This is a genomic window from Xanthobacter wiegelii (assembly GCF_043193855.2).
GTDB classification, from domain to species: Bacteria; Pseudomonadota; Alphaproteobacteria; order Rhizobiales; family Xanthobacteraceae; genus Xanthobacter; species Xanthobacter flavus_A.
Map to the genome: position 1 here is coordinate 4,120,074 of NZ_CM195529.1, position 25,872 is coordinate 4,145,945.

The window sequence follows — 25,872 nt, forward strand, 5'->3', positions numbered from 1 at the left end:
CGGCTGCTCGCGGCGGTGTCGCGGAGCCCTCTCGGCACGAGAGCTACCGTTCGATCCTGACCCGCGCGGCGCGCGAAGAGGTGAGCGTCATCGCCGCCGGGAGCCCGCCGCTGGAGATGCTGAAATTCGCCATGCACAGCTCGTCCGCCGTCTTCTGCGAGCTGCGGGTGAGCGAGGTGACGGGCGAGGTCCGCGTCGACCGGCTGCTGGGATCGTTTGATTGCGGCACGATTCTCAACCCGAAGACCGCGGCAAGCCAGTTCAAGGGCGGGATGATCATGGGCCTCGGCCTCGCCCTGACCGAAGAGACGCTGTTCGACGCGCGCAGCGGACGGATCATGAACGCCACCCTCGCCGACTACCACATCCCCGTTCACCTGGATGTGCCCGAGATCGACGTGATCTGGACCGGGATTGCCGACCCGCGATCACCGCTCGGCGCCCGCGGCATCGGCGAGATCGGCATCACCGGCGTCGCCGCCGCAATCGCCAATGCGGTGTTCAATGCCACCGGCAAACGCATTCGCGACCTGCCGATAACGCTGGACAAGCTGCTCTGAACCCCGCAGCGGCAGATCGCCATCGGCGCCAGGAGCCGTCTGCGGCGGTTCCGCCCCGCCGCGGGCGGCAGAGCCGGCAGGAGGACACGGGTTCGCCGGCGGCACGGCAGATGTATCAAAACGTCACCGTCTCCCGGCCTGTTACAAGCCATGACAACATTCGCAACGCATGGGAAACGCTGGCGACATTCGCTCCCTAGCATCGCCTCGTCAGCCGTTTGAGCGGCGGCCGAACGCGGGTGAGCGGATGGGCAGGCACAGCATGACATTCCCGCCAGCGCGCGGCCCCGGATGACGAGAACGTCGACGCACCACTGGCGCCCCCACCAGGCGGTGCGTAGGCGGAAGTGAGACCGGCAGCGGCAATGATGGCCCCTCGCCCCCCAGGCGCCGCCTGCCGGTCTCGCCACCTCCGCTTCAAGACCTCAACTCCGTCCGCCCGCGCGGCGCCCGTAACTTGGCGGCAGGCTTTCAATGCCGCGACGATGGAAAGCACTCATGCCCCGCGACCGCAGGCTCATTGCTGGCGCCGTCCTCTCCCTCACGGCGGCACTCGTCGCCTCGGCCCTCACCTGGCACCTCGCCGCGCCATCGTCGGAGGCACAAGCCCAGGCTCAGCCGCCGGAGCCGCCGACTGTGCTGGTGTCCTCGCCGGTGGTGCGCGATACCGTCGACTGGCGGGAGTTCTCGGGTCGCTTCGAGCCCAGCGCGGCGGTCGAGATCCGGTCACGTGTCTCGGGCCATCTCGATTCCATCGCGTTCCAGGACGGCGCTCTCGTCGAGGCCGGGCAAATTCTGTTCGTCATCGATCCCCGGCCCTACCGCGCGGCGCTGGACCAGGCGCGCGCGCAACACGCCAGTGCCGAGGCGCAGGTGGAACTTGCCAATCTTGAACTGCAGCGGGCCGAGCAGCTGGTCAACAGCAATGCCGTTTCGCAAGCCTCCCTCGACCAGCGCCGCCAGCAGAAGAAGGCCGCCGACGCCGCCCGCGCGCTCGCCGCTGCGGCCGTGAGCCGGGCCGAGATCGAGCTGGGTTTCACCGACGTGCGCGCGCCTTTTGCCGGGCGCGTCTCCAATCGCCGCGTCGACGCCGGCGCCCTCGTGACCGACGGCGCGATGCTGACCACGCTCGTCGCGCTCGATCCGGTCTACTTCGTCTTCGACATCAGCGAGCAGGACCTGCTGGCCTATCAGGCGGCCGCCCAGCGAGGCGAGGTTCCGCTGCTGAACGGGCGGCAGATTCCGATCCAGGCCCGCGTCCAGTCGGACGAAGGCTGGCCGCTCGCAGGCACAATCGACTTCGTCGACAACCGCCTGGAAGCCGGCGCCGGCACGCTGCGCGCCCGCGCCGTGATCGCCAATGAGCGGCGTCAGATCACCGCCGGCCAGTTCGGCCGCGTCAGGCTGCCTTTCTCCGGCAGCTACCCGGCGACGCTGGTTCCGGAAGCCGCCTTGATGACCGATCAGGCGGATCGGGTCGTCTTCATGGTGACCGAGGACGGAACGGTACGCGCGTCCAAGGTCGATCTCGGGGCGCGGCAGCCGGACGGTATGCGCGTCGTGCGCAGCGGCGTCGGTCCGGGCGACCGGGTCGTCGTCAGCGGGCTGCTGCGCGCCCGGCCCGGACAGAAGGTAACGGCCAAGCCCGCGGAGGGCGAGCCACGTGCGGCGGCCCTCATCGCTCCGACCGGCGGCTGAGGAGAAACCCATGCGGCTCGCCCATTTCTGCATCGAGCGGCCGATCTTCGCCGGCGTGATGTCGATCCTCATCGTGCTTGTCGGGCTCGCGGGCTATGTCACCCTGCCCGTCGCGCAATATCCTGAGATCGCGCCTCCCAACGTCGTGGTCAACGCCCAGTATCCCGGCGCGTCGGCCGAGGTGGTCGCCAGCACCGTCGCCGCGCCGATCGAGCAGGAGATCAACGGGGTCGAGGACATGCTCTACATGTCCTCGCAGGCCACTGGCGACGGCCAGCTTTCCATCACCGTCACCTTTGCCCTCGGCACCGATGTCGACGAGGCGCAGGTGCTGGTGCAGAACCGCGTCGCCGTCGCCGAACCGCGCCTGCCGGAGGATGTGCGCCGTCTCGGCGTCACCGTGCGCAAGACCTCGCCCGACCTGATGATGGGCATCCAGCTGTCGTCGCCGGACAATTCCCGCTCGCAGCTCTATCTCGCCAACTACGCCACGCTGCAGATCCGGGACGCGCTGCTGCGCCTCTCCGGCGTGGGCGACGTCCGCCTCGCGGCCTCGCGTGATTACGCCATGGTGGTGTGGCTCGATCCGGAGCGCGTCGCCGCGCGCAATCTCACGGCGGGCGAGGTGGTCGAGGCCCTTCGCGCCCAGAATGTGCAGGTCGCCGCCGGCGTCGTGAACCAGCCGCCGACGCCGACGGAGGGGGCGTTCCAGCTCAATGTCGAAGCGCTCGGCCGGCTGTCGGAACCTGCCCAGTTCGAAGACATCATCGTGCGCACCGACACGGAAGGCCGTGTCACCCGTGTGCGCGACATTGCCCGTGTCGAGCTGACGGCGCAAACCTACCGCGCGGGTGCCCGCTTCGATGGCCGCCCGTCGCAGCCGATCCTGGTCTATCAGCAGCCCGGCTCCAACGCGCTGGAGACCGCCCGGCGCGTGGCCGCGGAAATGGAGCGGCTCGGCGAGCGGCTGCCCGAAGGCGTGGCCTACGAGATACCGTTCAACCCGACGCTGTTCATCCAGGAATCCGTAGACGCGGTCTATGTGACGCTGGCCGAGGCGATGGTGCTGGTCGTGGTCGTGGTGATGCTGTTCCTGCAGAGCTGGCGCGCCGCCCTTATCCCCATCCTGGCGATTCCGATCTCGCTGATCGGCACCTTCGCGGTGATGGCGGCGCTCGGCTATTCGCTCAACAATCTCTCCCTGCTCGGCATGGTGCTGGCGATCGGCATCGTGGTCGACGATGCCATCGTCGTCGTCGAGAACATCGAGCGGCATCTGGCACGCGGCCTCTCGCCGAAGGAGGCCGCCCATGTCTCGATGGACGAGATCTCCGGGGCGCTGGTCGCCATCGCGCTGGTGCTGTCCGCCGTCTTCATACCGGCCGCCCTGGTGCCGGGCATCACCGGCCAGTTCTTCCGGCAGTTCGCCGTCACCATCGCCGTCTCGACCCTCATCTCCGCCTTCGTCTCGCTCACCCTCAGCCCGGCGCTCGGTGCGCTGCTGCTGAAGCCGCATACCCATCAGACCACGCACAGGCGCGGCCCGCCCGGCTGGGTTCCGCGCGGGTTGAGCGCGTTCAACACCGGTTTCGACCGGATGGCGGGCGGCTATGGCGCGCTGACCCGGCGCGTGCTGCGCCTCGGCACCTTCATGCTGGTGCCCTATGCCGGCCTGCTGGCCCTCACGGCCTTCCAGATGGAGCGCACGCCGCGCGGTTTCATCCCGGAACTCGACCAGGGCTATTTCATCACCTCGGTGCAGCTGCCTCCCGGCTCCTCGCTCACGCGCACGGAACAGGTGATGGGCGACCTGTCGACCCGACTGCTGGAGACCGACGGCGTCGCCCATGTCGTCACCATCGCCGGCCTCGACGGTGCGACCTTCACCAATGCTTCCAACAGCGGCGTCGGCTTCGTGATCCTCGATCCGTTCGCCGACCGTACCGGCCCCGGTCTCGGCATCGATGCCATCATGGCGGGGCTGCCACGGCGCCTGGCCGATCTCACCGAAGCGCGCGTCATTCCCATCAAGCCGCCCTCGGTGCGCGGCATGGGCAATGCCGGCGGCTTCAAGATGATGGTACAGGACCTCAACGGCACGAGCCCGGCCGCGCTGGAGGCGGCGATCGCCTCGATCGTCGCCGAGGCGGCGCGTCATCCCGAGCTGACGCGCGTCTTCACCCCCTTCAACACCGCGACGCCCAAGCTCTATGCCGACATCGACCGGGTGAAGGCCGAGATGCTCGGCGTGCCGTCGAGCCGCGTGTTCGAGGCGCTGGAGGTCTATCTCGGCTCGTCCTACATCAACGACTTCAACTTCCTCGGCCGTACCTTCCAGGTGCGCGCGCAGGCCGACGGCGCCTTCCGCCAGGACGTCTCCGTCATCGCCAATTTCAGGACGCGCAGCGAGTCCGGCGCCATGGTGCCGCTGAGTTCGGTCGCGACCTTCGAGGAGCGCTCCGGCCCCTACCGTGTTCCGCGCTATAATCTTGCGGCCGCCGCCGAAGTGCAGGGCACCGCCACGCCCGGCACGTCGACCGGCGCCGCACTGGACCGGATGGAGCAGATCGCCGGCGAACAGCTGCCGGAGGGCTACAGTTTCGAGTGGACCGAGCTGGCGTTGCAGGAGCGGCTCGCCGGCAGTTCCGGGCTGATCGTCTTCGCCGCGTCGATCGTGTTCGTGTTCCTGCTGCTCGCCGCGCAGTATGAAAGCTGGACGCTGCCGCTCGCCGTCATGCTGATCGTGCCGATGTGCCTGCTGGCGGCGGTGAGCGGCCTGCTGGTCATGGCGATGGACATGAACATCCTGGCGCAGATCGGCTTTGTCGTGCTGATCGGGCTCGCGGCGAAAAACGCCATCCTCATCGTGGAATTCGCCCGCCAGCGCGAGGATGACGGCGCGTCCCCGGCCGAGGCCGCCGCCGAGGCCGCGCGCGTGCGGCTTCGCCCGATCATCATGACCTCGCTGGCCTTCATACTCGGGGCGTTGCCGCTGGTTCTCGCCGAGGGCGCCGGCGCCGAACTCCGGCAGGTCCTCGGCGTCTCGGTGTTCGCCGGCATGCTCGGCGTCACCTTCTTCGGCCTGATCTTCACCCCGCCCTTCTACGCGATGTGCCGGCGCATCGGGCGTAGCCGGGCGAAGGCCGGCAGGGAGCTTGCCGCCGAATGAGCGGCAGTTGAGCGCGGCCAGATCCGCCCGCGCAGGCTTGTCCTGCCAGGACGAGCGTCGTCGTCGATATGCGGCGGTCAGTCCGGAAGGGGAATGTGTTCGTCCCGATCGTCGATCGGCAGATCGAAGCGCCCCCTGCCCCAGTCCTGCGCGCGCCATTCGGCTTTCGCCTGTTCGATGCGGTCCTTGGACGACGCGACGAAATTCCACCAGATGTAACGCGGCCCGCCAAGCGTGGCGCCGCCGAGGATCATCAGCCGGGCGCCCCGGCCACCGGCCGCGACCGTGATCCTGTCGCCGGGGCGAAAGACCATCATCTGCGCGGCCTCATATTCCTGGCCAGCCACCGCGATCGAGCCTTCGAGGATATAGATGCCTCGGTCTTCGTGATTGTCCGGCATGGGAAGGCGACATCCGGCTTCGAGCGTCACGTCGGCGTAGAACGTTTCCGAGAACATCGTCGCGGGCGCTTTCTGGCCGTAGGCATCCCCGAGGATGAGCCGGACGGAAACACCGCGATCCTCGATTGTCGGCAGCGCCTCTTTGCCATGATGCTCGAAGAACGGCGCCATATCCTCACGGCCATCGGGAAGCGCCAGCCAGGTCTGGATCCCGAACAGGCTGTTCGGGCCGCCTCGTGCCGCTGCCGATGTGCGCTCCGAATGGGTCACGCCGCGCCCGGCGACCATCCAGTTCAGCTCGCCGGGCCGGATGATCTGGTCGGCCCCTGTGCTGTCCCGGTGATGGAAGTCGCCGCGATAGAGGTAGGTTACGGTGCCGAGGCCGATATGCGGGTGGGGCCGAACGTCGATCCCCTGTCCGGTCAACAGCTCCGCCGGCCCGGCCTGATCGAAGAAGATGAACGGCCCGACCATCTGCCGGCTCGGCGCCGGCAGGGCGCGGCGAACCTCGAAACCGCCAAGGTCCCGGGCACGCGGCACAATCAGTGTTTCAATGGCGTCGAGGCCGACCTCGTCGGGACAGGCCGGGTCGATTGCCGGATTCCAACTCATGCGCCGCATCCCCTCGGGTTTCCCGGAAGGCTCTGCCCCCCTTGTGAAGGCCCAGGCTCGCGCCCGCCTGCCCGCCGGGCTAGCCCTGTGATCGGTGCAGCTGTGTCGCAGCAAGGGGAACGAGCGCGGAGCGCCCTCCAACAAGGCGGCGCCCCGCGCGCCTTCCTATCCGTCAATTCCCCACAACTGGGGATGGCGCGCGAAGTACGCGATCAGCATGTCGGTGAGAACCCGGACTTTGCGTGCGGTGTGCTGGCCCGGTGGCCGGACGACATAGGCGCCCGCCGAAGGTGGGGGATAGCGTGTCATCACCGGAACGAGCGCGCCGGACGCCACATAGTCGTGGGTGACGCAGTCGGGAAGCCAGGCGATGCCGAGCCCTGCCGCCGCGGCCGCGGCAAGCGCCATGGCGTTGTCGGCCTTGAACCGCCCCTGCGGCTGAACCGTGATGATCCGGTCGCCATCCATGAACTGCCAGGATTCCGTTCCCTGCATGAGGGCCTGATGGTCGATGAGCTGGTCCACCGTCTCGGGAGAGCCGTGGGTTCTGATGTAAGCCGGGCTGGCGACCAGCTTGCCAAAGATCGGCCCGACACGCTTTGCGATCAGATTTGAGTCCTGGAGGTAGCCGACCCGGATCGCGCAATCGAAGCCTTCCGCGATCAGATCGACGAAGCGATCGCTGTACGAGGTATGGATGTGGAGCTGCGGGTGGCGTTGCGCCATTTCCGCAATCACCGGGGAAAAGTGGGTCGGGCCGAAGGAGAGCGGCATGGCCACCCTCAGCCGGCCGCGCAACTCGCCCGTGGGGAGGATCGCTTCCCTGGCGGTATCGATCTCGGCGCTCGCCCGGGCCGCGTGATCCCGGAATGTGTTGCCCGCCTCGGTGAGCGCGGCGCCACGCGTCGTTCGCGCCAGCAGCTGGACGCCAAGTTCGGCCTCGATCCGGAAGAGCCGACGGCTGACGATCGATTTGGAGATGCCGAGCCGGCGCGCGGCGGCTGATACGCCTCCGGCATCGGCCACCGCCACGAATGTCCGAAGGTCCTCGATGTCCAATTCGCGTTCCTCCTTCAGCGACACAGCTTGCCGGACTCCGGCACTATCCCATCACCCAAAGGAACAGCAAGTTGCGCCATGGCAACGGCGCCTGATGGCGCTTGTCTCCCGTGAACTCATTGCCGTCCGTGGCGGCAGAGAAAGGAAGACGTGATGAGCTTTCGCAATGGCCTCGCCTCGCTTCTTCGTCCCGAGGATTCGGTCCTCGTTCTCATCGACCACCAGCCCTACCAGCTCGCCAACGTGAACAGTCACGAACCGCAGATGGTGATCAACAATACGGCCGGGCTGGCCAAGGCCGCCAAGGCCTTCGGCGTCCCCACCATCCTGACCTCCGTGATCGCGGCGCGCGGCGGCCTGCTGTTCCCCCAGATCACCGACGTGTTTCCCGGGCAGGAGGTGATCGACCGCACCTTCATCAATACCTGGGAGGACCCCAAGGTGGTTGACGCGGCGAAGGCGACAGGCCGCAAGCAACTCATCATCGCCGGACTTTGGACCGAGGTCTGCGTGGCGATGCCGACCATCCAGGCTCTTGGAGAGGGCTGGGATGTGACCGTGGTAACCGACGCCTCCGGCGCGGTGTCGGTCGAGGCCCACCAGGTCGCCATCCAGCGCATGATTGCCGCCGGCGCGAACATGATGACCTGGCTGGCGCTCGCGGCCGAATGGCAGCGCGACTGGGCCCGGATGGATACTGCCATCAAGCTGACCGAGGTGATTACCCAGCATGCGGGCGGCAGCGGCATTGCCTATCTGTGGGAGCAGCAGCTGCTCAACACGCCGGTGCCGACCGAAGGTTGATCAGTTCGGGGACGGCGAGGATTTCGTGGCGCGTCGGTGTGACCCGCCAAACGGGCCGCGCCATCCTCGTCCGCCCGGGCCCCGCCATAGCGGCCTCCGTCGCAGTCGATCTGCCGATTGTCCTTCCGCGCGCGGCCGCATCAGGACGTCCCGGGACCGACGCGCCAACTGAAGGGGGCATTCGATCCCGCTGCTTCATCGACGACCATGTCAGCCAGGTGCGCGATGGAAATCTCTTCGTATCTTGCCTATGTGCTGGTCAGCGCGGCGCAGAGCGCGGCACCCGGCCCCTCGACATTGTTTCTGGTGAACAATGCCCTCGCCCTTGGGTGGCGCCGCGCGTTGGGAGCCTTGAGTGGCGATCTTGTCGCCATCGGGCTGCTGGCGACTCTGTCGATCCTGGGAGTGGGCGCTCTTCTCGTCGCCTGTCCCATCGCCTTCATGGCCCTGCGCCTGATGGGCGCGTCCTACGTCATCTGGCTCGGATGGAGCTATATTCGCTCCCCCTCGCCGCAGGATGGGGCTCCCGCGACGGAAACGTCGCCCGCACAAGGCACTCTGGCGCTCTGGCTCCAGTCGTTCGGCGTGGGCATCAGCAACCCGAAGGCCGTCCTGTTCTTCGCCGCACTGTTCCCTCAGTTCATCCCGGCGGGGAGCGGGCCGTTGGTGCTCGCGCTTCTGGTTGCAACTTTCGTCATCGTGAAGCTCGTCGTTCTCGGCGGCTACGCGCTCGGGGCCCGGCACCTCGTCCGACGGCTCGGCAGGCCTGAGCATGCGCGGCGCGGACGGATGCTGACCGGCATCATCTTCGTGGTCTTCGGGGCGCTGATGATCGGGTCCGCCCTGACGGCCAGCTAGCGTGCGGCCGACACCCTACTGGAGAGGCACGTCGATGGCAGAAGCGAGCCTTGGGGAGATGATCGGACCTGCGGTCGTCCTGATGGGGGCGGCTGTCGTCGCCGTGCCGCTGTTCCGGCGGATCGGGCTGGGATCGGTGCTCGGCTATTTCGCCGCCGGCCTGCTGGTCGGGCCGTCGGTGCTGGGCCTGATCACCGATGCCGAGGCCATTCTTCATTTCTCCGAGCTCGGGGTGGTGATGTTCCTGTTCGTGATCGGACTGGAACTGCGCCCGCAAAAGCTCTGGGCGATGCGGGGCCATATCTTCGGGCTGGGCTGTGTCCAGGTGGCGGCCGCGACAACCGCCCTGGCGCTGGCCGGCGTCGCGGTCTTCGGATTTTCCGGCCCGGTCGCCTTCATCGCCGGCGCGGGCTTCGTTCTTTCGTCCACTGCCGTCATCATGTCGGTGCTGCAGGACCGGGGCGAACTCGCCAGCACGGAAGGCCAGAAATCGGTCGCGATCCTGCTGTTCGAGGATTTGATGATCGTGCCGCTGCTGGCGGTGGTCGCCTTCCTCTCGCCGCTGTCGCACGGGCGGGCCGGATGGACCGACATCCTGGTCGCGGCGGCGGCGCTGATGGCTCTGCTGGTCGTGGGGCGCTGGGGACTGAACCCCTTCTTCGCCCTGCTGGCGCGCGCGCGAATCCGGGAAGTGCTGACGGCCGGGGCGCTGCTGGTGGTCCTTGGTGCGGCGCTGCTGATGGATGCCGCCGGCCTCTCGATGGCGATGGGTGCCTTCCTTGCCGGGGTGATGCTGTCGAGCTCCAGTTACCGCCACCAGATCGAGAGCGACGTCGAACCGTTTCGCGGCCTGCTGATGGGGCTGTTCTTCCTCGCTGTGGGAATGTCGCTCGATCTTTCCGTCGTCGCGGCCGAATGGCAGCTCCTGCTGGCGATGCTGGCGGCGTTCACCGTGGCGAAGGGCGCCATGGTCTACGCGGTCGCACGTCTGTTCGGCAGTTCCAACCATCAAGCCATGCACCGCACGTCCATGTTCCTGCAGGGCGGCGAATTTGCCTTCGTGCTCTACGCCGCGGCAACGTCGGGCGGCGTAATCGAGGCGCGGGAAAATGCGTTGTTCGTCACTGTGGTGATCCTGTCGATGGCGATAACACCGCTGTTCATGATAGCGGCCGACCGGCTCTTGCGTACCGGGGTGTCGATGGACGGCGTCGATGTCGCGGATGATCTGAAGGGGCGGATGCTCCTGATCGGCTTTGGCCGCTTTGGCCAGATCGCCTCGCAGCTTCTGCTGTCCAGGGGCATCGAGCTTGCCGTCATCGACCGGGATCCGGACCGCATCCGCGACGCTGCCCGATATGGGTTCAAGGTCTTCTTCGGCGACGGCACCCGGCTGGACACGCTGCGCCACTCCGGTGCGCGTGAGGCGGATGCGATCATGGTCTGCATCGACGACCCGAAGGCCGCGACGCAGATCGTGGAACTGGCGCAGCATGAATTCCCGCAGGCCAGGCTTCTGGTGCGCAGCTATGATCGCGAACATGCCGTCGAGCTAATCCGCGCGGGCGTCGACTATCAGATTCGCGAGACGGTGGAGTCCGCCTATCGGATGGGAGCGGAAGGTCTTCGTGCCCTGGGGTTTGCCGAGGTCGACGTCGGGGAGGCCGCCGAGGATATACGTCGGCGCGACGCAGAGCGCCTGTCCGAGCAGGTCCAGGGAGATGCCATGTCCGGCCTGGATCGCCTGCTCACCAAACCCATCCCGGAGCCGCTCGGATCGGCACCACCGGGCTCACGGCCTTGAAGTGGCGATAGAAGGTCGCGACGCTCAGCCAGGCGCCGATCATCTCTGGCGATGCGGTCGAAACCGCGAAGCCGGTGGGGTTGGGTGTGGTGCCGGCGCCGTGCATCTCCGCCATCAGCGCCGCGATGATCTTCGGATCAAGGCTCAGGCTCACCGCGAGAGGCGAATCCGCGCCGGCAGGCTGCGCCTCGCCGGTCGCCGGCATATTCACAGGCACCACAGCATAGCCTGCTTCGTCGAAGCGCAATTCGGCTCGCGGATCGACAGCCTCTTGCTGCCCTGCAGGGCCAAATGGAGCCTCGAAGCAGCGCTATTCGATCCGGTTTCCCGGCCTGCTCGACCAATCCTCCCGGCCGCGCGGGCGGGCGACGGAATAGCTCTGCCCGGCGTGTGCCGAGCCAGGCGTGACGAGCGAGGAAAACGTCCTCTGCTCGGCCTCCAGGATCTCTGCGAGGATGGCAACCGCCAGAGCGCCCCCGCTCTTCGCCCCGTGAAACAGTCCCGCCGGGCCGCGAATGCGCGCTATGTCGTCGTCGCCGAAGCCGGCCTCGCGCAGCCTTTGCCGGCGTTTGGCATGGACCATCCGGCTGCCTTGCGCGCCGATATAGAAGGCCTCGCTTGCCAGCGCCGCAGGCAGGAACTCACCTTCCCAATCGTGATCGTGGAACGTCAGCACGAAAGCGGTGCGGAAGTCGGCGGCGAAGTCGCGGGCGTGGCCGGTACCGAAAATGGGCCGGGCGTTCAACCCCTCCCGAGCGCAGGCCGCGCGCGTCGGCGCGTCCGGCGAGAGCAGTTCGGTCTCGAAGCCGCTGATCCGGCCCAGCCGCAGCAGCTGAACCGCCGCCGCGCCGGTGCCGGCGACGAGGAGCCGGGGTCGCGGGCGGTAATGGCGGGTGAGCACCCGTCCCGTCCCGTCCACCGGTCCGATCCGCACCGCGCTCTCGCGGCGCGCGCGGCGGGCGCGATCCACCTCGTCGAGGTCGTCCGGGCATGGCGTGACGTCGAAAAACAGCTCGATCGCGCTGCCGCAGGGCAGCTGGATATCGAGGTAGGGCGAGCCTTTGCCGTACCGCACCAGGCGGTTCTCGCCCAATGCGATGGCGTCGACGGCCTCGGCGATCACGGCGCGCTCCAGGCAGCCTCCGGAGAGATAGCCGATGCTCTCCCCGCTGGCCGTGACCACCATCTGCGCGCCGAGCGGGCGCGGCGACGTGCCGTCGATTGAAAACAGCGTCACAAGCGCGACCCGTTCGCCCTGCCGCAGGCGGGCAAGGGCGAAGTCGATGACATAGTCGTCGAACGGGTCCCAGCTGCCGTCAGACATCTGCATGTCGTGATCCCTTGGGTCTGAGGGGCCCCGGTCAGCCGGCGAGCGCGGCCTTCACCCGATCCGGCAGGAACGGGTAATGGCGCAACCGCACGCCGCCGGTCAGGCGGGCCACCGCATTGGCGATGGCGGGACCAATCGGCGGCAGGCCGACCTCGCCGATGCCAGCCGGTTTGTTCTCCGGCGTCGGCGTCACCACGACATGGATGCGCGGCATCTCGGACATGCGCAGGATGCGGTAGCTATCGAAATTGGTTTCCTGCACCTCGCCGGCGACGATGTTGATCTGCTCATAGAGCGCGTGGCTGACGCCGAACACGATGGCGCCGGCGACCTGCGCCTCGATGTTGCGGGGCTGGATGGCCACGCCCGGATCGATCACGCACCACACCTCGTGCAACCGGATTTCGCCGCTCTCCCTGTCCAGCGACAGCTCGACGACCTCGGCGCAATGCGCCCCGAAGGCGTCGGTATAGGCGAGGCCGAGTGCCCGCCCTTCGCGCGGCCTTGACCACTTCGCCAGCCCGGCCACCGTCTCGATCACCTTGCGCGCCCGCGGCTGGTCGCTCAGCAATTGCAGCCGCAGCGCGACCGGATCGACGCCGCTGGCGGCCGCCACCTCATCGATCATGCACTCCACGCCGAAATTGTTCTGCCCATAGCCGACGGCGCGCCAGAAGCCGACATCGCGCCCGCTGTCCTGCCGGATGTACTCCACCAGATGGGCGGGGACACGGTAATTGAAGATCGTGCCGTCGGTGACGACGGTATCGAGCCCGCCATCGCTCTTGAACATCTCCGGCAGGGTGCGGGCGAAGATGGAGTCGGCGACGACACGGTGGCGCCAGCCGACCACGGAGCCGGACGCGTCGAGACCCACCTCGACATACTGGGCGGCAAGCGGCCGATACTTGCCGTGCTGGACATCGTCCTCGCGGCTCCAGATCATCTTGACCGGACGTCCCTCCACCTCCTTGGCGAGCAGCACCGCGTCGATGATGAAATCGGCCTCGGCCTTGCGGCCGAAGCCGCCGCCAAGCAGGGTCGTGTGCACCGTCACCTTGTCCGGGGTCGTGCCTGCCGCATCGGCAGCGAAGCCCTGCGTCCCCGTGGGTCCCTGCGTGGGCGCCCACACCTCGACCCGGTCGCCGATTACAAGCGCCGTCGCGTTCATCGGCTCCATCGGCGCGTGATAGACGAGATCGGTCAGATAATCCGCGACGATCACCCGCGTGGCGCTGGCGATGGCGGCGGGGGCGTCGCCCTCGGCGCGGGCGGGCACGCCGTGCTGGGTGAGATCACGGCCGATGTCGCGATAGGCGTCCGCCAGCACCGCGCTGTCATAGGCGCGTGCCCGCGAGGAGGTGCTCCAGGTGACGACCAGCGCCTCCTTCGCCCGCCGCACCGCATCGGTGCTCTCGCCGATGATGCCGATTCCATAGGACAGCGGCACGATGCGGGTGATGCCCTTCACCGCCTTCGCCGCCGCGTCGTCGATGCGCTCCGGCCGCTCGCCTGGCACGGGCGGGCGCAGTACGGCGCCATGCAGCATGTCCGGCAGGTCGATGTCGATGCCGAACTGCGCGGTGCCGTTGACCTTGGAGGGAACGTCGACGCGGTCGACATCGCCGCGGCCGATATAGCGCCATTGGTCGGCCGGCTTCAGGTCCGCCTCGCTCGCCTGCGGCAGCGGATCGGGAAGCACGCCGAGAGCAGCGATTTCGCCATAGGAGAGCGTACGCCCGCTGCCGGCATGCACGACACGGCCGGGCTCGGTCGCGAGTTCGCCCACCGGCACGCCGAGCTGCGTGGCGGCCACGGCCAGAAGAACCTTTCGCGTCTGCGCACCGGCAAGGCGCAGCAATTGGTAATAGCCGCGCACCGTCTCGCTGCCGCCGGTCAGCTGGATGCCGTAAAAGCCGGGGTTGCCGTAGGTTTCGGCGTCGGAGGCCGACTGCACGACGCGCACCTTGTCCCAGTCGGCATCCATGTCCTCGGCGATGAGCAGCGGCAGGGCGGTCTTCACCCCCTGTCCCATTTCGGCGGCGGGCGAGACGAGGGTGACGGTTCCGTCCGGGGCGATCGTCACCCAGGCATTGAGCGCGAGGCCTTCGGCGGCAGCCGTGCCGCTGGCAACGCTCCCGGTGGCGCCCTGCGCAGAGGGAACGAGGCCGCCAAGGGCCACGGCGACGCCGGCGCCGCCAAGCGTGACGAGAAAGCTGCGCCGGGACAGGGCGGTGGTGTGGGGCTGGAGCGTGGTCAGCATGGGTCAGCCCTCCTGAGCCGCGCGCTCGATGGCGCTGACGATGCGGTCATAAGTGCCGCAGCGGCACAGATTGCCGTCCATATGCGCGACGATCTCCTCGCGGCTGGGGCGCGGATTGCTGGCGAGCAGCCCGGCCGCCCGCATGATCTGGCCGGACTGGCAGTAGCCGCATTGCGGCACCTGTTCGGCGATCCACGCCTTTTGCAGCGGATGGCTGGAATCGGGGGAGAGCCCCTCGATCGTCGTCACCTGCCGGCCGGCCACCATCTCCAGCGGCGTCTGGCAGGAGGGCATCGGCTCGCCATCGACATGGACGATGCAGGCCCCACACGCCGCGATGCCGCAGCCATATTTGGTGCCGGTGAGTTTCAGCGTGTCCCGGATCACCCACAGAAGCGGCGTATCGGGTTCGGCGGCGACCTCGACGGCTCGCCCGTTGATGGTAAACGCGGTCATGGTGCTTCCCTGGGGTTCATCTGGAGGTGTGGGACGGGCAACCGGGCTCGTGGTCCGGTGGTCTAGTGGAGCCGTTGGCTTCCTGCGCCGGGGCGGCTCGCCTCCTCGACGAGCCGCATCGTGCGCGCCGGCGCGCCGCATGCCGGCTGCGGCGCGCTCGGCTTGCCGGGTTCCAGCCATGTCTCCCCGTCATCGGGCAGAAGGGCGGGCGTGCACGCCCGAAAGGTTGCCGGGGTGGCTGGCGGGGCTCTGCGCGCCTCCGAGGCGATGCCAGGCATCAGCACCATCAGGCCGATGGCCAGCGCGCAGAGCGCCCCTCCCGCCGGCAGGGCCTCGCCGATATGGACCCCTGCCGCGCGGCGCCGGATGTCGTCCGGCTCCTGATCGTTGTCTCGCGTGGTCATGACGCTCCCCCCTCTGGCGCCGCCTGCGGAGGTGGCGCCCGTCGCGGGACGACGAAGGAGGATGCGCTTCGCCGTCCGATACCGAGGAAGGCTAGCGGGAACTTGTCGCGCAGATTGCGCAGCCGGACCGCGATTTTGTCGTGACCTGTCGCAGCGGCGGGCGCACATACGAATTGCTACAATTGCGATCCGTCCGGCGCGCTCCGCCGCAGCCGGTAGACGGACGCCGGCGGTAGGTTGGCGAGCGTGCCACCGACGCGCTCGGCTGTGATTCCGAGATGGTCGAGCACGCGCGAAGGCACGGGACAGCGCGGGCCATAGGTGAACTGGTAGAACGCCCCGTCCGGCCGCATCTTGGCGAACGCACCGAGCAGGATGGCCATGACCTTGCGTGGGGCAATCGAGAGGAGCGGCAGGCCGCTGACCACCGCCCCCGCCGGCTGTCCGTCAAACAGCTCCACGGTCCGGAGGCGGGCAGCGTCCATCCAGAGCGTGCGCGCCGCGGGATAGCGGGCCTGAAGCGCAATGGCGAATTCCGAGCCGGCTTCGATCAGGGCGAGGTCCTGCTGGCGGACGCCGCGCGCCAGCAGGGCGCGGGTGAAGGCGCCGGTGCCGGGGCCCAGTTCGATCACTGGCCCGGTCTCGCGGGAGATGTCGCTTGTGATGAGGCTTGCCAGCGCGCGGCCCGAGGGAGCGATGGCGGCAACCCGTAGCGGGCTGCGGAGCCACGCCTGGAAGAAGGTGAGGGTCTCGGCGATGGGCTGTTGATGCATGAGGGGTCTTGCCTCTGGTGCCTGGCATCCTCGGCCGGCCGTGGGACCGCCTTGGGCACAGGGGATCGCCGGCGCTCGAGGCGCGTGGCGATCGGGTTGTGGGAGGTGAAAAGGAGGGCCGCGCCGATCAGCGCCGGCCGAAGCGGGCGGCAATGTGCCGGTTGGCAACCAGCATCGCGAGGGCGGTGGCGACGCTCGCCACCGGGGCGACGAGCATGCCGAGGGCAAGCCCGTCGGGAATCTGCGCGGCTGCGGCCGCATCGCTGATAAGGCCGACGATCAGCGGCCCCAGCGCCGGCCCCATGAGGCCGGAACCGACCATGACAATGCTGGTGGCCTGCGCTTCCCTGCCCTTGCCGGCGACGAGATGCGCGGCGCCGAAGGCCCAGGGCAGCATGAAGGCGAAGGACAGCATGCCGGGCACCAGCAGGGCGACGGACAGCCAGCCGATCGGCGTGAACAACGCCGCGGTGGTGGTCACGCTGGCCAGGAGGAACAGATAGGCCGGCGGCCCCAGCACCCGGCCGGTACCGGACTGAACCGCCCGGTCGAACATCCGCCCGCCGATCACGGTGCCGGCAATGCCCATCAGCCCCTGCAGCAGCCCGAAGGCGAGCCCCGCCTCGCCGGCAGTGAAACCGTGGATGCGGATGAGGAATGGCGCGGCAAAGGCGTAGAACGGTGCCGACGCGAAGCCCACCGCAATGGCGCCAACGAACAGCCAGCGGAAGGCGGGCCCCGCCAGCAGCCGGGCGCAGGAGCGCAGGAACGACTCGCCGCCGGCCGTGTTCGCCCGAAGCGGCGGCGTCGGGCCGATGACGAAGAGAACCAGGAGGGCGATCACCCCGCCAATGGCGCCCGCGCCGACAAGCACCGCGCGCCAGCCGAGCTGGTCGGCGATGGCGCCGCCGGCGGCGAAGCCCACCATGGAGCCAAGCGGCAGGCCCATGGCAAAAAGCCCGATCGCCAGCCCGCGCCGCTCGGGCCTGATCTTGCGGGCGATGATGGCATGGCCGGCCGGGAAGGCGCCGGCCTCGCCCGAGGCGACGCCGAAGCGGGTAAGCGCCAGGACGAGGAAGCTCGCGGCTACCCCGCCCAGCGCCGTCATCGCGCTCCAGGCGAGGAGGCAGAGCACGAGCACCGTGCGAGGCGAGCCGCGATCGGCCGCCCGGCCCAGCGGCAGGGACAGGAGCGTGTAGCAGATCGCGAAGGGTATGCCGGTGAGCAAACCGACCTGTGTGTCACTCAGCGAAAGCTCTGTCTTGATCGCCTCCGCCATAATGAAGGGCAGGATGCGATCCGCCTGTGAGATCGCGCTCACCAGGAAAAGTGTCAAAAGTATAGCATAGATCTGCCACCCACTCACGTATTCGCTACCGGATTCGGCGGATGGGTAGGAGAGTTCCTTTATTCCATCTATTGATTTCACAGCCGTTTCCGTCATTCTGGGCAGACTCCTCAGCTTATGTTCGCAGCAATAGGCTAGAAGGAGTGGCCGATGATCAGAATGCCCGAACGCTCAATAAACTTGCCTATTCCTGCAGGCTCGGCGCCGCCATCCGGGGCGCGAGGCCGGTGCGGCAGGTTGCCAAACGAACCGGAGGCCTGTGTGCCATCATCACTCCTTGAGGCCGTCACCGCGCATATCGAGAGCAAGGGCGGCGGACAGGGCCTGTTCCCGACCGCCATGCCGGGTTTCAACATCATCCGGTCCTTCCAGGAGGTGATGCCGCACCGTAAGATCTATCAGCCTTCGCTCTGCATCGTCCTGCAGGGCGCCAAGCAGATACTGTTCGGCGGCGAGACGTTGAACTATGGCGTGATGGAATGCCTGGTCGTGAGCGTCGCGCTCCCCGGCACGGGCCGGATCGTGAAGGCCAGCGAGACGGAGCCCTTCGTCGGGATCACGCTCGATCTCGACATCGCGGTGATCCACGACATCATCGAGCGGATGGAGGAGCGTCCCGCTCTGGCCGCCAGCAGCCGCCCCTGCGCCTTCGTCGCGCAGATCGACGAGCCGCTCGCCGAATGTATCCAGCGCCTGGTGCGGCTGGCGGACAACCCGAAGGCGGTTCCCATCCTCTACCCCTCGGTCATGCACGACGTCTGCTACTGGCTTTTGAGCGGGCCGCACGGCGCGGAAATCTGCAAGCTGTCCTTGCCCGCGTCCAATACTCAGCGCGTGGCCAAGGCGATTTACCTGCTGCGCGAGAACATCGCCCAGCCCATGCGGGTGGAACAGCTCGCGGAAGCGGTGAATATGAGCCTTTCCTCCTTCCATCAGCACTTCAAGGCGCTCACCGCGATGACGCCGCTGCAGTACCAGAAGCAGCTGCGCCTGCTGGAGGCGCGCCGGCTGATGGTGGCGAACGCCGCCAGCGTGGCGGCGGCCTCCTACACGGTGGGGTATGAGAGCGCCTCGCAGTTCAGCCGCGAATATTCCCGCATGTTCGGCGTGGCGCCCAAGCGCGACGTGCTGAACCAGCATCGCCTGTACCGCTCTCTCACCGGCCGGGACATGCCGACCGGTCCGGTGTCCCCGATGGGCCCGGCCGCCCCGGCCGCCTGAAGACCGCGCCGCTTCGCGCCGAAAACGCCCCGTCGTCAGCCCTCCGTGGCCTGGCGGCGGGGCTTTCTTTTGAATCGGGCCGACAACGCGCCAGCCGCCCTCCCGCCGGGGCGTTTGGAGGATCGGGCAGATTTTTTGCGCGTTCCGGCATTCATCCCGGGGCGGCCGACAGGTAGCGTCCCGCCTCGATGGCCGCCCATCGCCGCCGGCCTCTCGCGGAGGAGAGGCGGCGCGCCACCGGGCACGCTCGCGGCGCATGGACGCCGGGCCCGGCCATTCCCACGCCGAGGCGACGTGCTGTCGATCGTCGCCCGCGCCCCCTCTCTCCACAGGAGACCGTCATGTCCAATGCCTTCAAGGGACGCCTGCTGGCCGCCGCCGCCGCCGCGGCCCTCGCCCTCGCCGCTGTCGAAGCCGCCGCGCAGGCCGCCGCGCCGGACCAGATCGTCGGTGTCTGGGAGGCCGAGAACGGCGCCATCAAGCTGGAAATGTTCGATGCCGGCGGCAGCTATGCCGCCCGCATGCTCTATGGCCGGCAACTGATGGAGGCCGACGGCACCACCTTCAAGAAGGACACGCTCAATCCCGATCCCGCCCTGCGCGGACGCTCGCTGGAAGGCATCGTCTTCGTCTCCAATCTCACCTGGGACGCGCGCGACCGCCGCTGGGAAGACGGCAATTTCTACAGCGGCCTCACCGGGCGCACCATGTCGGTGCAGGCCGAGCTGGTGGGAGAGAAAATGGAGGTGCGGGCCTATATGGGCGCGCCGCTGCTCGGCCAGACCATCGTCTTCCGCCGGGTGCGGTGACGCCCGGCCCGAGGCCCTTCGCCGAGGCAAGGGTCTCGCCTCTCCTTGGCTCTCTTTGCAAGCGCAGTGCCCATGAATTCAGCCCATCAGAACCTGTCGCCCGACCGTCTCGGTACTGCGCGGCGCTGGAGCGCCGGCGCGCTCATCGCGGTGAGCTGGATCAGCGGCGCGATCTTCGCCACCTACATCGTCGTCTTCTTCGGTGGCGCGCTCGCCGCCGGCATGGGCGAGCGCTGGAACCGGGCGCTGCCGGGTCTCTATGATGCCGGCACGCCACTGGCGACGCTCGCCATCGGCGCGCATTTCTTCACCGGCGGCGTGCTGCTGCTGCTCGGGCCGATCCAGCTGATCGGCCCGGTGCGGCGGGCCGCGCCCGCCCTCCACCGTTGGCTTGGCCGTCTCTATGTCGTCTCGGCCGGCGCGGCGGGGCTGGGGGGCCTCGGCTTCATCCTCACCAGCGGCACGATCGGCGGCCCCCTGATGGATGTCGGCTTCGGCCTCTATGGCGCGCTGATGGTGCTGTGCGCCGCCCTCACCTACGCCCATGCCCGCGCCCGGCGCCTGGCGCAGCACCGGGCCTGGGCGATCCGCCTGTTCGCGCTGACCATCGGCTCGTGGCTCTACCGGATGGAATACGGCCTCTGGTTCCTGCTGTTCGGCAGCCTGGGCCGTGGGGCCGATTTCTCCGGCTGGTTCGATGCGGTCATGGTGTTCTTCTTCTACCTCCCCAACCTTGCCGTCGCCGAGATCGTCCTGCGCATGCGCGGCGCCCCTCGGAGCGCCTTGGCCAACAGGGCAGCCATCGCGCTGCTGCTGCTCGCGACCGTGCTGATCGGGGTGATGACGGCAACCTTCACCGCCCGCGCCTGGGCGCCACGAATCCTCGACGCCCTCTCCTGACCGCGCCTTCCCCATTTGGAGAAATAGGCACGTTTTCTGCGCGTTCCGGCATGGCAGTTCGGCGCACCGCAGGCACTCTGCGCCGACCCGACCGCCGCCGGCTCTCCCGAACCAGCAAGGATCGACCATGACACGTTGGACCACCCGGGACATTCCCCCCCAGCATGGCCGCTCGGCCCTCGTCACCGGCACGGGCGGGCTCGGCTATGAGGACGCGCTGGCCCTCGCCCGCGCCGGCGCCCGCGTGGTGGTCGCCGGGCGCAACCCGGCCAAGGGGGCGGCGGCCTTGGCCGCGATCCGGCAGGCGGTTCCCGGGGCGCAGGTGCGGTTCGGCGAGGTCGACCTCGCCAGCCTCGCCTCAGTCGCCAGCTTCGCCGCCCGGCTCGCGGGCGAGCAGGACAGCCTCGACCTGCTGATCAACAATGCCGGCGTCATGACCCCTCCGCAGCGGCGCGAGACGCGCGACGGCTTCGAGCTGCAGTTCGGCACCAATTATCTCAGCCATTTCGCGCTCACCGCGCAGCTGCTGCCGCTGCTGAGGAAGGGGCGCCAGCCGCGCGTCGTCACCGTGGGCAGCATCGCGGCGCGCCGGGGAGCGATCGATTTCGACGACCTGCAGGCGCAGCGCAGCTACCGCGCCTTTCACGTCTACGCCCAGTCGAAGCTGGCCTGCATCATGTTCGCGTTCGAGCTAAGCCGGCGCAGCAAGGTCGCTGGTTGGGGCGTGCAGAGCCTGGCGGCGCACCCGGGGCTCTCGCGCACCGATCTTCTGTTCAACACGCCCGGCGGTCCCACCCCCAGTGTCTATCTTTTGCGCCGGGCCTTCCGCCTGCTGTTCCAGCCCGCGGCGCAGGGCGCCTTGCCGACGCTGTTTGCCGCCAGTGACCCGGCAGCCCGGGACGGGGCGCATTATGGACCCGATCGCCTGTGGGGAACACGCGGCTATCCCGTCGAAGAAGCGCCTCCCCCGCAGGCGCTCGATGCAGCCGTTGCCGGGAGGCTCTGGGAACTGTCCGAGGCTCTTGCCGGCGTGAGGTTCGGCTGAAGATCGTGCCTGGCGCTCCGGCGGCCATGTCGACGTCGCGCCCCGAGCCGTTCGCTGCGATGAGGCCGTCGGCAACGGACGGGCACGATCGGGATCACGTGATTCAGCGCCACCTCCAGTACCCAGGGCCTCGTTCAAGACGCGAACGGTGGCGCCCGACTGTACCGAGGCAAGTCTTCGCGCGGTCGAGGCGTTGATCACCGCGGCGATCATCGGCACCGCACCATGGAGCCGCTCGACGGCCTGCCGGCGGGCGCAGACGTCATTTTGCCGGTCGACCTGCTCGATCGGCTCTATGACGCCGACGCCGGCGCCGCCGACATCACCGATCCGGCGCTGAAGGAGCGCATCGACGGGCTGAAGGCGATCCGTAACCAGGCGGAGGCCGATGCAGCTCGCGCGCAAACCTCTCTCGCGACCTCGGGCGAAGACGCCGTCACCCCCGCTATGGTCGCGCGCTTCGCCGACATTGCCCGCAAGCGCATGCGCATCGAAGGCGGCGGCTACCGCCGCGATCATTTGCGCGCCTTGGCTCAGCGCGTGGAGGTCGGAGCGAAGGACGTCCGCATCATCGGATCGAAGGGAGACCTGCTCAGAAAGCTGGCTGCCGTCTCGGGAGGGAAATCGGCTAAGCTCGGCGTGCCCGGTTTGGGACTGAAATGGCGGAGCGAGAGAGATTCGAACTGGGCCCTACGCCAGTCGTGATCCGTCAAATTGGCGTTCGCATCCTAGAGAGCTGCAGCGAAGACGTAGTTCTCACTTTCATCCACGTCAGCGCGCCAAACCAACTAGTGGTTGGCAGTACGGGTGGAGCAAAGCCTCCCCGCTCTTCAGCTTTTCAAAGCTTCGATTTGAGCGGTTGCTACCCGCGGGTGGATGACGCGCGATAGCGGCCACCGCCGCGATGAAATCGGGAACGCCGCTCGACAAACGACCTCAAAGGCTCAAAAAGCCTTCTTCAGGGAGGACCACTTTTCAGGCGGGCAGACCAAGACACGCGATAAGCAACTACGGACAGGCACCGGCTCCAGCCAAAGCGAGCTGCCATCCGGAACGTTCTGACCTTACATGCCGGCAGCACCGGTCCCTTCAGAGGATGGGCGGGAGCTTCGGTGCGGCGCTATCTGCTGAAGATCGGTCACCTCGTCCAGAGCTTGCAGCGCCTCGAGTATGTCGGAGAGGACCAGGATCTTTCCTGTCTCCGGGCGGCGAAGGTCCGGCCGGTTCGGGACGGCATACCGATCCGAGGCCCATGACGCGAGGAGTGCCCGCTTTGACCCCGTGCTCATGGTTGGGTCGGCCAGGACCTCTCCCGGCGAGCGCGGGTCGCCCCATGGCACGCGAGTTGGAAGAATCCCGGTGCTTACATTTATTTCGTGCAGCATCTCCAATCCTCCACAGGCCCGCCTCCCGGCGAATTCCGGGAGGCGGGATGCAGGCTCTTTGGGCGGGAAAAATCAGGCCGCCCTGGCCTGCTCGATCTGCCTGACATTGCTCTCGGCCGGCAGGCCTGCGGACGCGATCTCGATGCGGCGCGGCTTCAGCCGTTCCGGCACCTCGCGCACGAGATCGACCGACAGCAGGCCGTCCTGGAGCGTTGCTCCGGACACCTTCACATAGTCGGCGAGATTGAAAGTCTGCGTGAAATTGCGGAAGGCGATGCCCTTGTGCAGCATCTGGCGGTTGTTTGCGTCCGCCGTCTTCTTGCCAGTGACGACCAGCGTATTTGCCTGCTGCGTGAGCTCGACCTCGTCGGGACGGAAGCCGGCAACGGCCATGGAAATCCGGTAGGCGTCCTCGCCGGTCTTCTCGATATTGTAGGGCGGCCAGTCCGGACGCGGGGCCGCCGCAGTATCGATGAGATCGAAAAGCCGGTCGAAGCCGACGGTGGAACGATAACAGGGAGCAAAGTCGAAGGTTCTCATAGCCACATCCTCCACTGAGCAACATGGGCACAAGCCGCCCGCAGCCTTGCCACGGGCGCCATGCGCCGGTCCTTTCAGGCCCCGGCAACAAGCGATCTGGGGAGCGAAAAAATCTCGTTCAAGAGGGGGGTAAAAATTCTCGTCCACCTCCCACCGCGTCAGCCCGGTTCGATATTCGCTATTGTTTTCAGCTCATTGGCACTCAAGGTCGCCGAGTGACAAAAATTTTCCCGTACCCTCTTGAACGAGAAACGCGACCTTCCTAGCTCCATGCCGCTCGTGTGCCCAGGCGCCGAGTTCATGACATCGCTGCCCTGCACCAGGAGGATCTGCATGCATTTCCGCCCGCTGCACGACCGTGTCGTCGTGCGCCGCATCGAGGCCCTCGAGAAGACGGCCGGCGGCATCATCATTCCTGACACCGCCAAGGAAAAGCCCCAGGAGGGCGAGGTCGTTGCCGCCGGGCCCGGCGCGCGCGACGAGGCCGGCAAGCTGGTGCCGCTCGACGTGAAGTCCGGCGACCGCGTGCTGTTCGGCAAGTGGTCCGGCACCGAGGTGAAAATCGACGGCGAGGAGCTGCTCATCATGAAGGAGAGCGACATTCTCGGCGTGATCGAACGGAGCGAGACGGCCAGGAAAGCTGCCTGACCGGTATCCCTTGAGATCGTGAGCCATAGCAATCCAGGAAGGAGGACAGGATCATGGCTGCCAAGGAAGTGAAGTTCTCGTCCGAGGCGCGCGAGAAGATGCTGCGCGGCGTGGACACGCTTGCCAATGCGGTGAAGGTGACGCTCGGCCCGAAGGGCCGCAATGTCGTCATCGAGAAGAGCTTCGGCGCTCCCCGCATCACAAAGGACGGAGTCACCGTCGCCAAGGAGATCGAGCTCGAGGACAAGTTCGAGAACATGGGTGCGCAGATGGTGCGCGAAGTGGCCTCGAAGACCAACGACCTCGCCGGCGACGGCACCACCACCGCCACCGTGCTGGCCCAGGCCATCGTCAAGGAAGGCTCCAAGGCGGTAGCCGCCGGCATGAACCCGATGGACCTCAAGCGCGGCATCGACCTCGCGGTGGACGCCGTAGTGGCGGATCTCAAGACCCGTGCGCGCAAGGTGACGCGCAACGACGAGATCGCCCAGGTCGGCACCATCTCCGCGAATGGCGACACCGAGATCGGCCGTTTCCTCGCCGAGGCGATGCAGAAGGTCGGCAATGAAGGCGTGATCACCGTCGAGGAAGCCAAGACCGCCGCCACCGAACTTGAGGTGGTCGAAGGCATGCAGTTCGACCGCGGCTATGTCTCGCCGTATTTCGTGACGAACACCGAGAAGATGCGGGTCGAGCTCGAGGATCCGTACATCCTGATCCATGAGAAGAAGCTGTCCGGTTTGCAGGCCATGCTGCCGCTCCTGGAATCGGTGGTGCAGACCTCCAAGCCGCTGCTGATCATCGCCGAGGACGTCGAGGGCGAGGCCCTGGCCACCCTCGTGGTGAACAAGCTGCGCGGCGGCCTCAAGGTCGCGGCGGTGAAGGCGCCCGGCTTCGGCGATCGCCGCAAGGCCATGCTCGAGGACATTGCCATCCTCACCGCCGGCCAGGTGATCTCCGAGGACCTCGGCATCAAGCTGGAGAACGTCACCCTCGCCCAGCTCGGCCGTGCCAAGAAGGTGGTGATCGAGAGGGAGACCACCACCATCGTCGACGGAGCGGGGTCGAAGGAGGAGATCGAGGGCCGCACCTCGCAGATCAAGGCGCAGATCGAGGAGACCACCTCGGACTACGACCGCGAGAAGCTGCAGGAGCGCCTGGCCAAGCTCGCGGGCGGCGTCGCGGTGATCCGCGTCGGCGGCGCGACCGAGGTCGAGGTCAAGGAGAAGAAGGACCGCGTGGACGACGCGCTGCACGCCACCCGCGCGGCGGTCGAGGAAGGCATCCTGCCGGGCGGCGGCGTCGCCCTGCTGCGCGCGCTGAAGGCGATCGATTCCGTTGAGCCGGCCAATGAAGACCAGAAGGCCGGCGTCGCCATCGTCCGCCGCGCCATTCAGACGCCGGCACGGCAGATCGCCAGCAATGCCGGCGAGGATGGCTCGGTGATCGTCGGCAAGCTGCTGGAGAAGGACGACTACAACTGGGGCTACAACGCGGCGACCGGCACCTACGAGGATCTCGTCGCCAATGGCGTGATCGACCCGGCGAAGGTCGTGCGCACGGCGCTTCAGGATGCCGCGTCGGTCGCTTCGCTGCTGATCACCACCGAGGCTCTGGTCGCCGAGAAGCCGAAGAAGGAAGCGGCCCCCGCCGTTCCCGCCGGCGCGGGCATGGATTTCTAACGAGGCGGGGCCCGGAGGTGATCCGGGCCTCGCTGCCAGCCCAACCACGCTCCCGCTCGATCACCCGCTCGCCTTGGACGAGGCGTCGCGACTTCTGATCAAC

22 protein-coding genes and 1 pseudogene are annotated in these 25,872 nt (G+C 67.7%); 13 read left to right on the forward strand and 10 right to left on the reverse strand.

What is annotated here, in order from left to right; genetic code table 11:
• Positions 1–23: 23 nt before the first annotated feature.
• The 3 genes and pseudogenes from V5F63_RS19225 to V5F63_RS19235 all read left to right on the forward strand — a co-directional run.
• Positions 24–560, forward strand: a pseudogene (locus tag V5F63_RS19225) (xanthine dehydrogenase family protein molybdopterin-binding subunit); the annotation flags it as partial.
• 498 nt (positions 561–1,058) lie between these two features.
• On the forward strand, positions 1,059–2,258 hold the full coding sequence (locus V5F63_RS19230) for an efflux RND transporter periplasmic adaptor subunit (protein WP_394100583.1): 1,200 nt from the start codon (positions 1,059–1,061) through the stop codon (positions 2,256–2,258).
• A 10-nt stretch (positions 2,259–2,268) separates the two neighbouring features.
• The gene (locus tag V5F63_RS19235) at positions 2,269–5,427 is read left to right on the forward strand and encodes an efflux RND transporter permease subunit (RefSeq protein WP_394100582.1); all 3,159 of its coding nucleotides are present in this window, start codon (positions 2,269–2,271) and stop codon (positions 5,425–5,427) included.
• A gap of 77 nt (positions 5,428–5,504) precedes the next feature.
• On the opposite strand, the gene V5F63_RS19240 is transcribed toward V5F63_RS19235, so the two are convergent.
• Both V5F63_RS19240 and V5F63_RS19245 read right to left on the reverse strand, forming a co-directional pair.
• On the reverse strand, positions 5,505–6,440 hold the full coding sequence (locus V5F63_RS19240) for a pirin family protein (RefSeq protein ID WP_394100581.1): 936 nt from the start codon (positions 6,438–6,440) through the stop codon (positions 5,505–5,507).
• Between the two features lie 165 nt (positions 6,441–6,605).
• Positions 6,606–7,499, reverse strand: a complete 894-nt coding sequence (locus V5F63_RS19245) for a LysR family transcriptional regulator (protein WP_394100580.1) — start codon at positions 7,497–7,499, stop codon at positions 6,606–6,608.
• A 153-nt stretch (positions 7,500–7,652) separates the two neighbouring features.
• Here V5F63_RS19245 and V5F63_RS19250 point away from each other — a divergent pair, with 153 nt between their 5' ends.
• From V5F63_RS19250 to V5F63_RS19260, 3 genes are all read left to right on the forward strand, one after another.
• Entirely contained in the window at positions 7,653–8,303 is a 651-nt protein-coding gene (locus tag V5F63_RS19250) for a hydrolase (protein ID WP_394100579.1), read from the forward strand.
• Between the two features lie 225 nt (positions 8,304–8,528).
• On the forward strand, positions 8,529–9,161 hold the full coding sequence (locus V5F63_RS19255; RefSeq protein ID WP_394100578.1) for a LysE family translocator: 633 nt from the start codon (positions 8,529–8,531) through the stop codon (positions 9,159–9,161).
• A gap of 34 nt (positions 9,162–9,195) precedes the next feature.
• The gene (locus V5F63_RS19260; RefSeq protein ID WP_394100577.1) at positions 9,196–10,965 is read left to right on the forward strand and encodes a monovalent cation:proton antiporter-2 (CPA2) family protein; all 1,770 of its coding nucleotides are present in this window, start codon (positions 9,196–9,198) and stop codon (positions 10,963–10,965) included.
• Here V5F63_RS19260 and V5F63_RS19265 read toward each other — a convergent pair.
• From V5F63_RS19265 to V5F63_RS19295, 7 genes are all read right to left on the reverse strand, one after another.
• A complete protein-coding gene (locus V5F63_RS19265) occupies positions 10,910–11,212 on the reverse strand; it encodes an AraC family transcriptional regulator N-terminal domain-containing protein (RefSeq protein WP_394100576.1) in 303 nt (100 codons plus the stop codon). The genes V5F63_RS19260 and V5F63_RS19265 overlap by 56 nt on opposite strands.
• 63 nt (positions 11,213–11,275) lie before the next feature.
• Entirely contained in the window at positions 11,276–12,295 is a 1,020-nt protein-coding gene (locus V5F63_RS19270; protein ID WP_394100575.1) for an XdhC family protein, read from the reverse strand.
• Between the two features lie 31 nt (positions 12,296–12,326).
• Entirely contained in the window at positions 12,327–14,558 is a 2,232-nt protein-coding gene (locus V5F63_RS19275; protein ID WP_394100574.1) for a xanthine dehydrogenase family protein molybdopterin-binding subunit, read from the reverse strand.
• Positions 14,559–14,561: 3 nt separating this feature from the next.
• Positions 14,562–15,014: a (2Fe-2S)-binding protein gene (locus tag V5F63_RS19280; RefSeq protein ID WP_394100573.1), complete on the reverse strand. Its 453-nt coding sequence runs from the start codon at positions 15,012–15,014 to the stop codon at positions 14,562–14,564.
• 62 nt (positions 15,015–15,076) lie between these two features.
• Positions 15,077–15,418, reverse strand: coding sequence for a hypothetical protein (locus V5F63_RS19285; RefSeq protein WP_394100572.1), 342 nt, complete (start codon positions 15,416–15,418; stop codon positions 15,077–15,079).
• 176 nt (positions 15,419–15,594) lie between these two features.
• Positions 15,595–16,191 (reverse strand): class I SAM-dependent methyltransferase, encoded by a 597-nt coding sequence (locus V5F63_RS19290; protein WP_394100571.1) that lies wholly within the window; start codon positions 16,189–16,191, stop codon positions 15,595–15,597.
• Between the two features lie 127 nt (positions 16,192–16,318).
• A complete protein-coding gene (locus V5F63_RS19295) occupies positions 16,319–17,635 on the reverse strand; it encodes an MFS transporter (RefSeq protein WP_394100570.1) in 1,317 nt (438 codons plus the stop codon).
• A gap of 165 nt (positions 17,636–17,800) precedes the next feature.
• On the opposite strand from V5F63_RS19295, the gene V5F63_RS19300 reads away from it, so the two are divergent.
• The 5 genes from V5F63_RS19300 (at position 17,801) to V5F63_RS19320 (ending at position 22,219) form a co-directional block, all read left to right on the forward strand.
• On the forward strand, positions 17,801–18,760 hold the full coding sequence (locus V5F63_RS19300) for an AraC family transcriptional regulator (RefSeq protein ID WP_394100569.1): 960 nt from the start codon (positions 17,801–17,803) through the stop codon (positions 18,758–18,760).
• A gap of 341 nt (positions 18,761–19,101) precedes the next feature.
• Positions 19,102–19,569 carry a DUF2147 domain-containing protein gene (locus tag V5F63_RS19305; RefSeq protein ID WP_394100568.1) on the forward strand — a complete coding sequence of 156 codons (468 nt, stop codon included), beginning with the start codon at positions 19,102–19,104 and terminating at the stop codon, positions 19,567–19,569.
• Between the two features lie 72 nt (positions 19,570–19,641).
• The gene (locus tag V5F63_RS19310; protein WP_394100567.1) at positions 19,642–20,469 is read left to right on the forward strand and encodes a DUF2306 domain-containing protein; all 828 of its coding nucleotides are present in this window, start codon (positions 19,642–19,644) and stop codon (positions 20,467–20,469) included.
• A 127-nt stretch (positions 20,470–20,596) separates the two neighbouring features.
• A complete protein-coding gene (locus V5F63_RS19315) occupies positions 20,597–21,514 on the forward strand; it encodes an SDR family oxidoreductase (RefSeq protein ID WP_394100566.1) in 918 nt (305 codons plus the stop codon).
• A 225-nt stretch (positions 21,515–21,739) separates the two neighbouring features.
• Positions 21,740–22,219 (forward strand): hypothetical protein, encoded by a 480-nt coding sequence (locus V5F63_RS19320; protein ID WP_394100565.1) that lies wholly within the window; start codon positions 21,740–21,742, stop codon positions 22,217–22,219.
• Between the two features lie 752 nt (positions 22,220–22,971).
• Here the strand turns inward: V5F63_RS19320 and V5F63_RS19325 are convergent.
• Positions 22,972–23,439: an Hsp20 family protein gene (locus tag V5F63_RS19325; protein ID WP_394100564.1), complete on the reverse strand. Its 468-nt coding sequence runs from the start codon at positions 23,437–23,439 to the stop codon at positions 22,972–22,974.
• 333 nt (positions 23,440–23,772) lie between these two features.
• Between V5F63_RS19325 and groES the strand changes: the two genes are divergently transcribed.
• Complete coding sequence (gene groES, locus V5F63_RS19330) at positions 23,773–24,087, forward strand: co-chaperone GroES (RefSeq protein ID WP_394100563.1); 315 nt, start codon at positions 23,773–23,775, stop codon at positions 24,085–24,087.
• Positions 24,088–24,140: 53 nt separating this feature from the next.
• The gene (groL, locus tag V5F63_RS19335) at positions 24,141–25,769 is read left to right on the forward strand and encodes a chaperonin GroEL (protein WP_394100562.1); all 1,629 of its coding nucleotides are present in this window, start codon (positions 24,141–24,143) and stop codon (positions 25,767–25,769) included.
• Positions 25,770–25,872 lie beyond the last annotated feature (103 nt).